We start from the raw sequence: 13,811 nt of genomic DNA on the forward strand, positions 1-13,811 counted from the left end.
ATGCCGGCCAGCGGCCGGCACTACCACGAATCAGCCTTACCCCAGATCGCCCAAGCGCGCCTGCAACGCCGCGATCGCGGCCAGTCCGGCCGTTTCCGTGCGCAGGATCCGCGGCCCCAGTTGCAGCCCCTGGAATCCTGCTGCGGCCAGTTGATCGCGGTCGCGTGGCGACCAGCCGCCTTCCGGGCCGATTGCAATCACGATGCCGCCAGCGGGAGCGGCTTCCAGCGTCGACAGGCGATGTGCTCCGTGCGGATCCAGGGTCAGCCGCAGCGAATCGGCTGGCAGCGCCGCCGCAGCCTGCGCCAGCGACAGCGGCGATCCTACCGGCGGAATGCGCGCGCGCCCGGACTGGCCGCAGGCCGAGGTCACCACGTTGTTCCAGTGCGCCACGCGCTTCTCCGCCCGTGCCGCGTCCAGCTTCACCTCGGTGCGCTCGGCGTTGACCGGAATGATCGCGGCCACGCCCAGCTCGGTGGCCTTCTGCAGGATCAGGTCCATCTTCTCGCCACGGGCGATGCCCTGCAGCAGGGTGATCGCCAGCGGGGATTCATTGTCGATGGCCTGCACGGCGTCGATGCGGACCTGCACCTCGCGCTTGCCGGCCACGGTCAGCGTCGCGCTGTAGTCGTGGCCATCGCCGTTGAACAGCACGCAGGTATCGCCTTCGCGCAGGCGCATCACCCGCACCAGGTGGTTGGCGGTCTCTTCCGGCAGGGTCACGGTCTGGCCGCTGTGCAGCGCCAGGTCGATGGGGCAGCGGGTCACGCGCATGCAATCGCCTCGTCGATGGCCGCCAGCGTGGTGTGCGCCAGCAGCTCCAGTTGTTCGTCGTCCACGCAGTAGGGTGGCATCCAGTACAGCACGTCGCCCAGCGGGCGCAGCACCACGCCGCGCTTGAGGGCGGCCTTGTAGGCCTGCAGGCCCAGCCGCAGGCCCGGGTCGAACGGCGTGCGCTTGTTGCCGTCGCGCGACAGCTCGAACGCCACCACCATGCCGGCCTGGCGCACGTCGGCCACGTGCGGGTGGTCGGCAAACGGTGCCGCCAGCGTGCCCATCACCGAGGCGATGCCCCGGTTGCGCGCGATCACATCGTCGTCGCGGAAGATGTCCAGCGTCGCCAGCGCCGCGGCGCAGGCCAGCGGGTTGCCGGTGTAACTGTGCGAATGCAGGAAGGCGCGCTCGCGCGAGTCGTCGAGGAAGGCGTCATACAGCGCCTGCGTCGCCAGTACGGCGGCCAGTGGCAGGAAGCCGCCGGTCAGGCCCTTGGACAGGCACATCAGGTCCGGCATCACCCCGGCCTGCTCGCAGGCGAACAGGGTGCCGGTGCGGCCGAAGCCGGTGGCGATCTCGTCGGCGATCATGAACGCGCCATGGGCATCGCACAGTTCGCGCACGCGCTGCAGGTAGACCGGGTCATGCATGCGCATGCCGCCGGCACACTGCAGGCGCGGTTCCAGGATCACCGCGCAGACCTCGCCCGGGTGCTGGTCGAACAGCGTGGCCAGGCCATCGGCCGCCTGCCGTGCGCGATCGGCCGCGCTCTGGCCCGGTTCGGCCAGGTAGGCATCGGGCGACGGCGCGAACAGGCCCTCGGCCAGCAGCGGCGCATATACGCGGCGGTACAGCGGAATGTCACCCAGCGCCAGCGCGCCCAGGGTTTCGCCGTGGTAGCCGTTCTCGAGCGCGATGAAGCGCGTGCGCCGGGGCTCTCCGCGGTTCTGGAAGTACTGGAAGGCCATCTTCAGCGCCACTTCCACGCCGGCGGACCCGTTGTCGGCGTAGAACACCTTGGCCAGCGGTTCGCGGCCGGCCTGGCGTGGCGCCAGTGCCAGCAGGCGTTCGGCCAGGGTGATCGCCGGCTCGTGGCCGAAACCGGCGAGCATCACCTGTTCCAGCTGCCCGGCCTGGGCAGCGATGGCACCACCGATGCGCGGTTCGGCATGACCGAACAGATTGGTCCACCAGCTGCTGACCGCGTCCAGATAGCGGTTGCCGTCGTGGTCGATCAGCCATGCGCCTTCGCCACGGGAAATCGGTACCAGCGGCAGGGTGTCCGGATGCTCACGCATCTGCGTGCACGGGTGCCACAGCACCTGCAGGTCGCGCTGCCGCCAGTGGCGGGCCAGCGGGGAGGGGGTTGGGTCTGCTAGCATTTCGGGCTCATGAACATGTTGCTGCCTGCACATTCTATCGGCCCCGGCGCAGCCGCCGGTCGCCGCGGAGATTCCGCATGAACGATGACCGTGCCGGCCGTCGCTTGCCGATCATCCATCGGGTCACCGATGAGGAGAACGGCCCCTTCCAGCGCCAGCACCTGGACCTGGAGTTCTCCAACGGCGAACGCCGCCGCTTCGAGCGCCTGGTCAGCCGTGGGCACGGTGCGGTGGTGGTGGTGCCGATGCTCGACGACGAAACCGTGCTGCTGGTACGTGAATACGCCGCTGGCATGCACCGTTACGAACTGGGGCTGGTGAAGGGCCGGATCGATGCCGGCGAGACGCCCGAGCAGGCGGCCGACCGCGAACTGAAGGAAGAGGCCGGTTATGGTGCGCGCCGGGTCGACGTGCTGCGCGCGATGACCCTGGCCCCGACCTACATGAGCCACCAGTCGTGGCTGGTGGTGGCGCGCGACCTGTACCCGGAAAAACTGGCCGGCGACGAGCCGGAGGAGCTGGAGGTGGTGCCGTGGAAGCTGGCCGAACTGGACCAGCTGATGCTGCGCGAGGACTTCTCAGAGGGACGCTCGCTGGCGGCGCTGTTCATTGCCCGCCAGTGGCTGCAGGGAACGCGATGATCAAGCTGACGACGGACCTGCGCGAGACCGCCATCGCCATCGCCCAGGAAGCCGGACAGGCCATCATGCAGGTGTATGCCGATGGCTTCGACGTGCAGATCAAGGACGACAACAGCCCGGTCACCGCAGCTGACCTGGCCGCCAACCAGGTCATTGAACTGGGCCTGCGCCAGCTGACCCCGGACCTGCCGATCCTGTCCGAGGAATCGGCGCAGGTGGGCTGGGAGCAGCGCCGCCACTGGGGCGCCTACTGGCTGGTGGACCCGCTCGACGGCACCCGCGAGTTCGTCAAGCGCAACGGTGAGTTCAGCGTCAACATTGCCTTGATCTACCAGGGCGCACCGGCATTCGGCGTGGTGCTGGCGCCGGTCACCGGCATTGTCTGGCATGCCATGCGCGGGGAACTGGCCTATCGGCGGCAGGGTCTGCACGACACCGTGCTGCGCACCCGCACGCCGGCCACTGCTCCGCTGCGCGTCGCCGCCAGCCGATCGCACCGTTCGCCGGAAACCGAGGCGCTGCTGGCGCGCATGGGCCGCATCGAGACCATCGCGCAGGGATCGTCGCTGAAATTCTGCCGGATCGCCGAAGGCGGCCTGGATGTCTATCCGCGGCTCGGCCCGACCTCTGAATGGGATACCGCCGCCGGCCAGTGCGTGCTGCATGCGGCGGGTGGCGCGGTGCTGTCGGCCGCGACCGGCAAGCCGTTCCGTTACAACCGCCGCGAAACGCTGTTGAACGGCGATTTCATTGCCCTTGGTGATACCAGCCTGCCGTGGCGCGACTGGTTGTCCGACTGAACCTGGAGGCCGCATGAGCGCGCACGACACCCCTGCCACCGGCAGCGAGGCAAGCCGTCAACTGGAACGCCTGCTGGTCATCATGGCGCGCCTGCGCGACCCGCAGGGAGGTTGCCCATGGGACCTGGAGCAGGACTTCTCGACCATTGCCCCGTACACCATCGAGGAAGCCTACGAGGTGGCCGATGCGATCGACCGCGGCGACCTCGACGATCTCTGCGACGAGCTCGGCGACCTGCTGCTGCAGGTGGTGTTCCACGCACGCATGGCCGAGGAGCAGGGGGCATTTGCCTTCGCCGATGTCGCACGTGCGATCAGCGACAAGATGCAGCGCCGTCACCCGCATGTGTTTGCCGATGTCAGCGTCGACGATGCCGACGGGGTGATGCGCAACTGGGACGCGATCAAGCGCGCCGAGCGTGCCGCCAAGGGCGAGCAGGACACCTCCGCACTGGCCGGTATCTCGCGTGGCCTGCCGGAATGGCAGCGCGCCGTGAAGCTCCAGTCGCGCGCGGCCAGGGTCGGTTTCGACTGGCCGGGCCCGCTGCCTGTGCTGGACAAGGCGGCCGAGGAGCTGCAGGAGCTGCGAGAGGAATTCGAGCGCGGCGATATCGCGGGCAACAAGGCGCGCCTGCAGGAAGAACTGGGCGACCTGCTGTTCGTCTGCGCCAACCTGGCCCGGCACGCCGATATCGATCTGGGCGCCGCACTGCGCGGGGCCAACCACAAGTTCGAGCGGCGCTTCCGCGCGATGGAAGCGCAGGCCGAGGCGCAGGGGGAGGCGTTGGCGGCACTGGACCTGGATGCGCAGGAAGCGCTGTGGCAGCACGCCAAGGCAGCAGAAAAAGCGTGAAGACGCTTGGCCTGTTCCTGCTGACCGCGCTGGCCGAGATCGTCGGCTGTTACCTGCCATGGTTGTGGCTGCGCAAGGGAGGCAGCGTCTGGTTGCTGCTGCCGGCCGCGGCCAGCCTGGCCCTGTTCGCCTGGCTGCTGACTCTGCACCCGACTGCCAGTGGACGGGTCTATGCCGCCTACGGTGGCGTGTACATCGGCACCGCGCTGTTCTGGTTGTGGCTGGTCGACGGCATCCGCCCCAGCCGCTGGGACCTGTTCGGTGCAGCCCTGTGCCTGGCCGGCATGGCGGTGATCATGTTCGGTCCGCGCACGCCCCCGGTGTAGCGTCGAGCCAGGCTCGACCGCGCCCACCCTTTTGTAGAGCCGAGCCATGCTCGGCTGCTTCTCCGGGGAGCAGTCGAGCAAGCTTGGCGCTACAAAGGCCAAGGCAGCCGAGCATGGCTCGGCTCTACAACGGCCGCCGGGCCATGCCCCGCAAGCGCGCAGCGCTGCATCCCGGTAAGGCGCATGATGGCAGTGACCACGGCCCCCGGAGCACGCGCATGTCCCGCTTCGCCAGCTTCCGCGAGTTCTATCCGTTCTATCTCAGCGAGCACCGCCACCCGGTCTCGCGGCGCCTGCATTTCATCGGCAGCTGCGGAGTGCTGCTGCTGGCTGCGGCTGCCGTGTTGCGCGGCCAGCCGACGCTCCTGCTGGCCGCGTTGTTCTGCGGTTATGGATTCGCCTGGGTCGGCCACTTCTTCTTCGAGAAGAATCGCCCGGCCACCTTCCGGCATCCGCTGTATTCATTCATGGGTGACTGGGTGATGTTCGTCGACATCCTGCGTGGGCGGGTGCGCCTGTAACAGGCGGTTGCGGGGAGCGCAGCCATTGCCTTGCCCGAAAGGGAAAGGGCAAGGCGGGCCGCGCTTCCGCTTCCACGAACCGCTGCGCTGCGGCACGCCTGCGGGCGACCGATCTGGGATAATGGGAATTCCTGTTTCCTCTGCTGCCGGACCGGTCATGACCCAGAAGACGCTGCTCAACGATACCCACCGCGCCCTTGGCGCCAAGATGGTCGATTTCGGGGGTTGGGACATGCCCATCCACTACGGCTCGCAGCTGGACGAACACCACCTGGTGCGTCGCGAAGCCGGCGTGTTCGACGTCAGTCACATGACCGTGGTCGACCTGCGCGGTGACCAGGTCAAGCCGTTCCTGCGCCGCCTGCTGGCCAATTCGATCGACAAACTGAAGGTGACCGGCAAGGCCCTGTACTCGTGCATGCTGAATCCGCACGGCGGCGTCATCGACGACCTGATCGTCTACTACCTGGGCGACGATTTCTTCCGCATGGTGGTCAATGCCTCCACCCGCGAAAAGGACCTGGCCTGGCTGCGTGAGCAGGCGGCACCGTTCGGTGTTTCCGTCGAGCAGCGCCCGGACCTGGCCATCCTCGCCGTGCAGGGCCCGCAGGCGCGCGACATCGTGATCGGCCTGGCCCGCGAAGCCGACCGTGCAGCACTGACCAAGCTGGGCCGCTTCGCCGCCCTGCAGGCGCAGTCCGACGACGGCGTCGAGTTGTTTGTCGCCCGCACCGGCTACACCGGTGAAGACGGTTTCGAGATCCTGCTGCCGCAGGATGCCGTGGTCGCCTTCTGGAACCGCCTGCTGGCGGCAGGCGTGAAGCCGGCCGGCCTCGGTGCGCGCGACACCCTGCGCCTGGAGGCCGGCATGAACCTGTACGGCCAGGATATGGACGAAGAGATCAGCCCGTATGAAGCGGCACTGGCCTGGACCGTGTCGCTGGACGAAGGCCGCGACTTCATCGGCCGCGACGTGCTGGAGGCGCAGAAGGCCGCCGGCACCGCGCGCCAGATGATCGGCCTGGTGATGGACGAGAAGGGCGTGCTGCGCCACGGCCAGGCGGTGACCACCGCTGGCGGCCAGGGCGAGATCCTGTCCGGCACCTTCTCGCCGACCCTGGCCAAGGGCATCGCCTTCGCCCGCGTGCCGGCCGGTGAACTCGGCGAGGTCACCGTCGACATCCGCGGCCGGCAGGTGCCGGTGCGCGTGGTCAAGTTCCCGTTCGTGCGCGAAGGCCAGGCCCAGCCCGGCGTGCTCGCCGACGCCTGATCCGAACGTGCCGGTCGTCACTGACAGCAGTGGCGGCCGGTTGGTTACACTAGCCCCGTTTTTTCCACCCCTGCATATCTCTGGAGCAGTCCCATGAGCGAGATCCCCGGCGACCTCAAGTTCCTCAAGTCCCATGAGTGGGCCCGTGTCGAAGGCAATGGCCGCGTCACCGTCGGTATTTCCGACCACGCCCAGGGCCTGCTGGGTGACCTGGTCTACGTCGAACTGCCGGAAGTCGGCGCCGACGCCAAGGCCGGCGAACAGATCGCCGTCGTCGAGTCGGTGAAGGCCGCCTCGGACGTCTACAGCCCGATCAGCGGCAAGGTCGTCGAGGTCAACTCGGCCCTGTCCGACAAGCCGGAAACCATCAACGAAGATGCCTACGGCGAAGGCTGGATGTTCGTGATCGAACTGACCAACGCCGAAGAGGTCAACGAGCTGCTGGACCCGGACGCGTACGCCGAAGCCCTGGAGAACGACGACCACTGAGTCGTCGTTTCCGGATTCTGGAACGGCCACCTTCGGGTGGCCGTTTTTGTTTTGGCGACCGCGTCGGACTCATGACGCGGGGTTCGCTGTGCACCCTCGGCGTGGCATCAGCCGACAGGCGAACGGTGCCGATGGGCGTGCGCAGTTTTGCGCAAATCCGCGTTTCAGCCCCGCGCCGAAGCGTTCGAATGTGAAAACTTTTCGCCCCCCGTTGCGGCGCCGTTGTGCTGGCGTTGGCGGCGGTGCCGGTGACCACCGACGATGCGCGTACGCCGTTGTGCCTTGCCTGCGCCTGTCTACGCGGAGTGCTTATTTCAAGTGTTTTTTGATCAACGCCTGCATTGGCATCGATGCAGGCAACGTGCGTGCGCGCCGCTTCCACCGTCGTTGCAGGCCGTGCAGAGTGGTGGCGCCGGCGGCGCCCGGGAAGGCGCGGATGTGAAAATTTTTCGCGGGGGTTGTTGACAGTAAAAAAAACCGTGATTAGGTTTCGCCTCAGCAGACCTTGCCTGCCCAACCGAGTGCGCAGAATCAATCGTCCGATGCGAAGCAGCCCCTTCAAGACCACCGCGACCCTGATGACGGTGGACATGGCCCCGCTTCCCCCGGAGAAATGCAAGGCAACTCCCGTTCCGATGCCCGCTCCGCCGATCGAGGCGGGCATTGCCGCATCCGTAACGGCGCGCCTGACGCGCCGGCGGTCCCCGCACGCAGCATCCGCGGGTTTGATCCAACTGGGCGTTTCAACTCCCTATCACTGACGAGGAGCCATCCCATGGCAACCAAGAAAGCTGCGAAGAAGAAGCCCGCCGCCAAGAAAGCGGTGAAGAAGGTCGCGAAGAAGGCCGCTGCCAAGAAGGCAGTGAAGAAGGTCGCGAAGAAGGCAACCGCCAAGAAGGCAGTGAAGAAGGCTGCGAAGAAGGTCGCCAAGAAGACCACTGCGAAGAAGGCAGTGAAGAAGGCGGCGAAGAAGGTAGCCAAGAAGTCCGCTGCCAAGAAGGCCACCAAGAAGGTTGCCAAGAAGGCCACCAAGAAGACTGCCAAGAAGGCCGCGGCGCGCAAGCCGGCCAAGAAGGTCGCGAAGAAGGCCACTGCCAAGAAGGCCGTCAAGAAGACCGCCAAGAAGGCAGTGAAGAAGACCGCGAAGAAGGCCACCAAGAAGGCTGCCCCGAAGAAGGCAGCGAAGAAGGTTGCCAAGCGCAAGCCGGCCGCCCGCAAGAAGAAGGCCGCTCCGGTCGCTCTGCCGGCAACCCCGGCGCCGCTGATCTAAGTACTTCCCGATAGCCGCATCCTGAAACCCCCTTCCCTGGCTGCCCAGCGGGGAGGGGGTTTTTTTATGGGCCACTTGTAGCGTCGAGTCGAGCCAGGCTCGACCGCTTTGCTGACGGTCGGCGCTAGCCGTGCGGCGCCGCTGGAAAGCGCTCCATCAGGAAGTCGAGGAAGCTGCGCAGGCGGGTGGAGTGGTAACGGTCGTGCGCATAGACCACGTGCATCGGCCGACCGGCCTGACCGTATTCCGGGAACAGCTGCACCAGACGCCCCGCCTCGACATCGGCGGCCAGCAGCAGCGTCGATTGCAGGACGATGCCAAGGCCGTGCAGCGCCGCCGAACGCAGCGCTTCGCCATTGTTGATCTGCAGTCGGCCGTCGGGCACGTGGTCGAGCTCGCCAGCGTCGTCCTGCAGCCACTGGGCAAGCGCACTCGGTTCGAACGACAGGCATTGATGGCCGGCAAGTGCGTGCACGCTGCGTGGCGTGCCATGCCTGGCCAGATACGCCGGCGAGGCGCACATCATCAAGCGATAGGGGGCCAGTGCTCGTGCCACCAGCACGCTGCTGTCGGCCAGCGTGCCGATGCGCAGTGCCGCCTCGAAGCCCTCTTCGGCCAGGTCGACCACACGATCGGTCAGCGTGGCTTCGACCCGGACATCCGGATGACGGGCCATGTACTCGGCCAGCGCCGGTACCAGCGCGTGTGTACCGAAGATCACCGGTGCGCTGATGCGCAGCGTGCCCGCCGGTGAGAGCTGCTGGTGCTGCGCCTGCGCGTCGGTTTCCTCCACCAGGCGCAGGATCTCCTTGCAGCGCGCGTAGTAGTCCTCGCCGAACGGTGTCATGTGCTGGCGCCGGGTGGTACGGCTCAACAGCTGCATGCCCAGCCGGGCTTCCAATGCGCGCAGGTGCTTGCCGGCCATCGTTGCCGAGATATCCATCGCCGCGGCTGCCGCACTGAGGCTGCCCTTGTCCACGATCAGCACGTAGACCTGCATGCTCTCCAGCAGGTTCATCTGACACCCCGGGTGTTGAATGCTGAAACCTGCGTGGAGTTTATCAATCAGGGGTGATCAAACAGCATGTCGTGCACGGACCGGATTCGCCGGCCACGCTGACAGGAGAACACCATGGACTTGAATCTTGCTGGTCGTACCGCGTTGGTGACGGGCGCGGCCAGCGGCATCGGTGCCGCCGTCGCCAGGCAGCTGGCGGCCCAGGGCGTGCGCGTTGCCATCACGTCGCGGCAGCGGGCACCGTTGCAGGCGCTGGCGGCGCGGATCGAAGCCGAAGGCAGCGCCGCACCGGTCATCGTGGCCGGCGATGTCACGGTTGCCGGCGACCTCCGGTACATCGCGGACGCATCCCGTGAGGCATTGCAGCGTGTCGACATCCTGGTCAATGCCGCAGGCGGTTCCCGGCCGACCACGGTCGATGCCGATGACGATATCTGGGAGGAAGCGATCGCCCTGAACTTCTCCGCCGCACGACGGCTGACCCAGGCGCTGTTGCCCGGCATGCAGGCGCAGGCATGGGGACGGGTGATCAACTTCAGCGGTTCGATGGAACCGCGCGCGGTGAACGCGGCCACCGCGGCGAAGGCGGCATTGCACCTGTGGAGCAAGGGCCTTTCGTCGGAGGTGGCGGGGCAGGGCATCACGGTGAACGCGATTGCACCGGGGCGCATCAACAGCGCGCAGATCCTGGACCGCCTGCACCCCACCGAGGAAAGCAGACGCGCGTTCATTGCCCGCAACATCCCGATCGGACGCTTTGGTGAACCGGAGGAAGTGGCGCCGCTGGTGGCGTTCCTGGCCTCGCCGCTGGCGGGTTACATCACCGGTGCGGTGATTCCAGTGGACGGCGGCATGCACTACTTCGCGCACTAGCGCTGCGGAACTGCAGAGCCGAGCATGGGCTCGACGCTGCAACGGCCAACAAAAAGGGCGACCGATGGGCCGCCCTTCGCACACACGGTCGAGCCCGCCTGGTCAGCGCGGCGAAGCCACCGCGCGGTTGCCCGAGGCGCCCTTGCCCTTGCGCTTGTCCTGCTGCGCCGGGCTTGCGCCCTCGGCCATCAGGTTGTCGCTGCCGAAGTCGGTGTCCACGTCCAGCCAGCGCTGCGCCGGCAGGCCGAGCGCCGAGTCGAGCACGGTCGGCAGCAGGCCGCTGGGCAGGCCGCTTTCGCCATTCCAGAGGATGGCGATGCCGAGGTCGCGTTCCGGCACCAGCGCGACCAGGCCGCGATAGCCCTGCACGGCACCTGCATGGAACACCACGTCGTGGCCGGCGTAGTCGAAGGTACGCCAACCCAATGCGTAGCCCGCCGAGTGCAGGCGCTCACGGCGCCAGCCTGAACGCATCTCGCCCGGCGTGTTGATCAGGCTCGAATGCAGGGTGGCCAGCAGCGGTGCCGGCAGCACGTCGGGGCGATGGCCGGTGTGGGCCAGCAGCCACTGCGCCATGTCGCTGGCGCTGGCGTTGACGCCAGCCGCCGGAGCGACGCGGTAATAGGTGGGCTTGGGCGTCAGCGAGACCCAGCCGTTGCGGCTGCGCACGTGCGGACGCGCCCAGCGCGAGCTGGCCTGGATGCCGGCCAGGCCGAGGCTGGCATCATTCATGCCCAGCGGCTTGAAGATGCGGCGCTCGACCGACTGCTCGTAGAAGCTGCCCGAGGCCGCATAGACCACGTCGCCGATCAGGCTGAAGGCCACGTTCTGGTAGGCGTAGCACTCGCCCGGCAGGCATTTCAGGCTGGTGTTGGCCAGCTTCTGGGTCAGCGCGTAGTACTCGGCGTTGCCTTCGATGTCGCGGTCGTAGGCGTTGTACGGCAGGCCGACGCGATGGCTGAGCACGTCGGCCACGGTCAGGCGGTCGGTGGCTTCGGGCGAATTGAGGCGGAAGCCCGGCACGTAGTCGGTGACCTTGCTGTCCCAGCGCAGCGTGCCGTCGTTGACCAGCAGGCCGGCCATGGTGCCGGCGAAGGCCTTGGACAGCGAGGCCAGGCGGAACACGGTGTGCGCATCGACCGGCAGCGGGTTGTTGACGTCGGTGACGCCATAGCCACGCGCGCTGAGAATGCGGCCGCCCTGCACGATCGCCACCGCCATGCCTGGCACGCGCTCGCCATAGGTCAGCTGCTGCGCCATCGATTCGATGTTGGCGACGTTGAAGCCAGCCGCCGGCGCCTGGACGCGCGGCACCAGACCGGTGCGGTAGGCCGCAGGCTGGGTGTGGGCGACGGTGGCAGCCGTCGCGGATTCGATGTTGGTCGGCATCGGCGGCAACGCCGGCGGTGTCTGCGCGGTGGTGGACAAGGCAACGGGCATCAACATGCCCAGCAAACCGGTGGCCGCCGAACGGATCGGACGACGCAGGCTGTTCTTTTTCATCGGTTGGACCCGTGCGCGACTGCTGATGGCGATTCTAGCGCCGCTTTTCCCCTGTGCACAAACAAAGCGAAGATGAATGCGCATCTTGTTGAAAAAGTTGGAATTTTGACGCCCCGAAAGTGTGTATCGGAACGTGTCGTCCAGGCCGGTCGTCGCGTCCGTCCGCAGGCGCGAGGGCGCGTCGCGCTGGCGATGTTGCAGTGCATTGGCTAACGTACGCGCTTCACCGCCCCGGAGCCTGCCATGCTGCTGTCCAACCGCCGTCTGTGGGCGAGGGGCGCTGCATGAGCGCTGCATCGGGCAAGGGGCCGCTGCAGGGCCTGGCGGCGGCGCTGCGCGAGTCGCCGGCGCTGTGGTGGTCGTTCCTGTACTTCTTCTGCCTGCTCAGCGGCTACTACGTGCTGCGCCCGGTGCGTGAGGCCATGGCCGCCTCGGCGGACCTGGAAACGGTGTTCCCGCCCGTGCTGATCACCTGGTTCGCCAGCCATGGCATCGCGTTGAAGGACTTCGTCCTGCAGTTCCTGTTCTCCTGCGTGTTCGTGATCATGCTGGTGCTGCAGCCGGTGTATGGCTGGCTGGTCAGCCGCTTCCCGCGCCGTGTGTTCCTTCCCGTGGTGTACGGCTTCTTCATCGTCACCCTGCTGGGGTTCTACGCACTGTTCGACAGTCACGTGCCAGGGCGGGGCATGGCCTTCTTCCTCTGGGTGATGGTCTTCAACCTGTTCGCGGTGGCGGTGTTCTGGAGCTTCATGGCCGACGTGTTCTCCAACGCACAGGCGCGTGCCTACTACGGCTACATCGGTGCGGCCGGCACCGTTGGCGCGTTCCTCGGCCCGTTGATCACCAGCGCGCTGGCCCAGCGCGTGGGCATCGCCAACCTGATGCTGGTCTCGGCAGCATTCCTGGTCGTGTGCCTGTTGTGCATCTGGCGGCTGCGGCATTGGGCGGTGCTGCGCGAACGCGAGCAGCAACTGGTGTCCGGCGAGCAACCGATGGGCGGCAGCGTGCTGGACGGCCTGAAACTGATCGTGCGCGAGCCGCTGCTGCGCTGGTTGGCGGTGATGGTGGTGTTCGGCGTGGGCGTCGGCACGCTGCTGTACAACCAGCAGGCCAGCATCGTGCGCGCGGCGTTTACCGACCCGGCGGCCAGTACCGCGTTCTTCTCGCGCATCGACCTGGCGGTGAACGCGCTGGCGCTGCTGATGCAGGTGGGCCTGACCCGCTGGCTGCTGTCGCGCCACGGCATCGCGCCGGCGCTGCTGATTCCCGGTTTCGCGATCCTGATCGGCTTCTCGGTGCTGGCAGCCTCGCCGATGCCGTTGATGGTCGCGGTGGTGCAGGTGATGACCCGCGCCAGCGAATTCGCACTGGCCAAGCCGGCGCGCGAGACCATCTACACGCGCGTGGACCGGCAGTGGCGCTACAAGGCCGGCGCGGCGATCGACACCGTGGTGTACCGCGGCGCGGACCTGGGGTTCACCTGGATCCACAAGGCACTGACCCTGTTCGGTTCGCACGTGGTGTTCATCGGCGGCGTGCTGGTGGCCGGCTTCATGACCCTGGCTGCATTCGGCGTGCTGCGCGAAGAAAAGAAGCTGCCGCGCGACCGTTGATTTGCCGGGGTCAGAGCCTTTTCCCGCGGATAGGGCGCTGACCCCATTCTCCTTCCCTGTCCAAGGAACCGCACATGTACTGGATCGCACTCGCCCTGACCTTGCTGGTCGCACTGCTGCACATCTATTTCCTGGTCCTGGAGATGTTCCTGTGGACCCGCCCGCTGGGCCTGAAGACCTTCCGCAACACGCCGGAGAAGGCCGGGGCCACGCGCGTGCTGGCGGCCAACCAGGGCTTGTACAACGGCTTCCTGGCGGCAGGCATCGTGGTGGGGCTGGTGATCGATCAGCCGGTGCTGGTGACGTTCTCGCTGGCCTGCGTGGTGGTGGCGGGGTGCTACGGCGCGTACAGCGTGAGCCGCCGTATTTTCATGATCCAGGCGGTGCCGGCGATCCTGGCGTTGGTGTTTCGCGCGCTGGCGTAGTTTCCAGCCAACGGCGCAGCCCCTCGTGGGTTGGTCGCGTGGAGCGGGTCATG

At 67.0% G+C, this 13,811-nt stretch carries 15 protein-coding genes; 11 read left to right on the plus strand and 4 right to left on the minus strand.

Annotated elements, in window-relative coordinates:
• Positions 1-36 precede the first annotated feature (36 nt).
• Together AC5P8F_RS18295 and bioA are read right to left on the minus strand one after the other, a co-directional pair.
• On the minus strand, positions 37-774 hold the full coding sequence (locus AC5P8F_RS18295; protein WP_227864666.1) for a 16S rRNA (uracil(1498)-N(3))-methyltransferase: 738 nt from the start codon (positions 772-774) through the stop codon (positions 37-39).
• On the minus strand, positions 765-2,156 hold the full coding sequence (gene bioA / locus AC5P8F_RS18300; RefSeq protein WP_049441317.1) for an adenosylmethionine--8-amino-7-oxononanoate transaminase: 1,392 nt from the start codon (positions 2,154-2,156) through the stop codon (positions 765-767). The genes AC5P8F_RS18295 and bioA overlap by 10 nt, the downstream gene beginning before the upstream one ends.
• A 77-nt stretch (positions 2,157-2,233) precedes the next feature.
• On the opposite strand from bioA, the gene nudE reads away from it, so the two are divergent.
• From nudE to AC5P8F_RS18340, 8 genes are all read left to right on the plus strand, one after another.
• Positions 2,234-2,797, plus strand: coding sequence for an ADP compounds hydrolase NudE (nudE, locus tag AC5P8F_RS18305; protein WP_241887038.1), 564 nt, complete (start codon positions 2,234-2,236; stop codon positions 2,795-2,797).
• Positions 2,794-3,597: a 3'(2'),5'-bisphosphate nucleotidase CysQ gene (gene cysQ / locus AC5P8F_RS18310; RefSeq protein WP_014038179.1), complete on the plus strand. Its 804-nt coding sequence runs from the start codon at positions 2,794-2,796 to the stop codon at positions 3,595-3,597. The genes nudE and cysQ overlap by 4 nt, the downstream gene beginning before the upstream one ends.
• A gap of 13 nt (positions 3,598-3,610) precedes the next feature.
• Entirely contained in the window at positions 3,611-4,450 is an 840-nt protein-coding gene (mazG, locus tag AC5P8F_RS18315; protein ID WP_126411274.1) for a nucleoside triphosphate pyrophosphohydrolase, read from the plus strand.
• The gene (locus AC5P8F_RS18320) at positions 4,447-4,776 is read left to right on the plus strand and encodes a YnfA family protein (protein ID WP_014648085.1); all 330 of its coding nucleotides are present in this window, start codon (positions 4,447-4,449) and stop codon (positions 4,774-4,776) included. Before mazG ends, AC5P8F_RS18320 begins: the two co-directional genes overlap by 4 nt.
• Positions 4,777-4,994: 218 nt before the next feature.
• Positions 4,995-5,297, plus strand: a complete 303-nt coding sequence (locus tag AC5P8F_RS18325) for an Mpo1-like protein (protein ID WP_014648084.1) — start codon at positions 4,995-4,997, stop codon at positions 5,295-5,297.
• 157 nt (positions 5,298-5,454) lie between these two features.
• Positions 5,455-6,567: a glycine cleavage system aminomethyltransferase GcvT gene (gene gcvT, locus AC5P8F_RS18330; RefSeq protein ID WP_495228708.1), complete on the plus strand. Its 1,113-nt coding sequence runs from the start codon at positions 5,455-5,457 to the stop codon at positions 6,565-6,567.
• A gap of 93 nt (positions 6,568-6,660) precedes the next feature.
• Positions 6,661-7,056, plus strand: coding sequence for a glycine cleavage system protein GcvH (gcvH, locus tag AC5P8F_RS18335; protein WP_014648082.1), 396 nt, complete (start codon positions 6,661-6,663; stop codon positions 7,054-7,056).
• A gap of 775 nt (positions 7,057-7,831) precedes the next feature.
• Positions 7,832-8,326: a hypothetical protein gene (locus AC5P8F_RS18340; RefSeq protein WP_014648081.1), complete on the plus strand. Its 495-nt coding sequence runs from the start codon at positions 7,832-7,834 to the stop codon at positions 8,324-8,326.
• 124 nt (positions 8,327-8,450) lie between these two features.
• On the opposite strand, the gene AC5P8F_RS18345 is transcribed toward AC5P8F_RS18340, so the two are convergent.
• Positions 8,451-9,344 (minus strand): LysR family transcriptional regulator, encoded by an 894-nt coding sequence (locus tag AC5P8F_RS18345; RefSeq protein ID WP_032960844.1) that lies wholly within the window; start codon positions 9,342-9,344, stop codon positions 8,451-8,453.
• Between the two features lie 114 nt (positions 9,345-9,458).
• On the opposite strand from AC5P8F_RS18345, the gene AC5P8F_RS18350 reads away from it, so the two are divergent.
• Positions 9,459-10,217, plus strand: coding sequence for an SDR family NAD(P)-dependent oxidoreductase (locus tag AC5P8F_RS18350; RefSeq protein WP_046432045.1), 759 nt, complete (start codon positions 9,459-9,461; stop codon positions 10,215-10,217).
• A gap of 102 nt (positions 10,218-10,319) precedes the next feature.
• On the opposite strand, the gene AC5P8F_RS18355 is transcribed toward AC5P8F_RS18350, so the two are convergent.
• Complete coding sequence (locus AC5P8F_RS18355; protein ID WP_126411272.1) at positions 10,320-11,720, minus strand: serine hydrolase domain-containing protein; 1,401 nt, start codon at positions 11,718-11,720, stop codon at positions 10,320-10,322.
• 284 nt (positions 11,721-12,004) lie between these two features.
• On the opposite strand from AC5P8F_RS18355, the gene AC5P8F_RS18360 reads away from it, so the two are divergent.
• Both AC5P8F_RS18360 and AC5P8F_RS18365 read left to right on the plus strand, forming a co-directional pair.
• Positions 12,005-13,333 (plus strand): NTP/NDP exchange transporter, encoded by a 1,329-nt coding sequence (locus AC5P8F_RS18360; protein ID WP_014648077.1) that lies wholly within the window; start codon positions 12,005-12,007, stop codon positions 13,331-13,333.
• A gap of 74 nt (positions 13,334-13,407) precedes the next feature.
• Positions 13,408-13,758 (plus strand): DUF1304 domain-containing protein, encoded by a 351-nt coding sequence (locus AC5P8F_RS18365; RefSeq protein WP_049441313.1) that lies wholly within the window; start codon positions 13,408-13,410, stop codon positions 13,756-13,758.
• Positions 13,759-13,811: the final 53 nt, after the last annotated feature.

It is taken from the genome of Stenotrophomonas sp. YJH_SMC_69, assembly GCF_059370495.1.

Excerpts from the sequence above, each read along its gene's own strand:
- AC5P8F_RS18345 (WP_032960844.1), bottom strand. The coding sequence starts at position 9,344 with ATGAACCTGCTGGAGAGCATGCAGGTCTACGTGCTGATCGTGGACAAG.
- AC5P8F_RS18325 (WP_014648084.1), top strand. The coding sequence starts at position 4,995 with ATGTCCCGCTTCGCCAGCTTCCGCGAGTTCTATCCGTTCTATCTCAGC.
- cysQ (WP_014038179.1), top strand. The coding sequence starts at position 2,794 with ATGATCAAGCTGACGACGGACCTGCGCGAGACCGCCATCGCCATCGCC.
- AC5P8F_RS18295 (WP_227864666.1), bottom strand. The coding sequence starts at position 774 with ATGCGCGTGACCCGCTGCCCCATCGACCTGGCGCTGCACAGCGGCCAG.
- AC5P8F_RS18350 (WP_046432045.1), top strand. The coding sequence starts at position 9,459 with ATGGACTTGAATCTTGCTGGTCGTACCGCGTTGGTGACGGGCGCGGCC.
- bioA (WP_049441317.1), bottom strand. The coding sequence starts at position 2,156 with ATGCTAGCAGACCCAACCCCCTCCCCGCTGGCCCGCCACTGGCGGCAG.
- nudE (WP_241887038.1), top strand. The coding sequence starts at position 2,234 with ATGAACGATGACCGTGCCGGCCGTCGCTTGCCGATCATCCATCGGGTC.
- AC5P8F_RS18365 (WP_049441313.1), top strand. The coding sequence starts at position 13,408 with ATGTACTGGATCGCACTCGCCCTGACCTTGCTGGTCGCACTGCTGCAC.
- AC5P8F_RS18360 (WP_014648077.1), top strand. The coding sequence starts at position 12,005 with ATGAGCGCTGCATCGGGCAAGGGGCCGCTGCAGGGCCTGGCGGCGGCG.
- gcvH (WP_014648082.1), top strand. The coding sequence starts at position 6,661 with ATGAGCGAGATCCCCGGCGACCTCAAGTTCCTCAAGTCCCATGAGTGG.
- AC5P8F_RS18340 (WP_014648081.1), top strand. The coding sequence starts at position 7,832 with ATGGCAACCAAGAAAGCTGCGAAGAAGAAGCCCGCCGCCAAGAAAGCG.
- AC5P8F_RS18355 (WP_126411272.1), bottom strand. The coding sequence starts at position 11,720 with ATGAAAAAGAACAGCCTGCGTCGTCCGATCCGTTCGGCGGCCACCGGT.
- gcvT (WP_495228708.1), top strand. The coding sequence starts at position 5,455 with ATGACCCAGAAGACGCTGCTCAACGATACCCACCGCGCCCTTGGCGCC.
- mazG (WP_126411274.1), top strand. The coding sequence starts at position 3,611 with ATGAGCGCGCACGACACCCCTGCCACCGGCAGCGAGGCAAGCCGTCAA.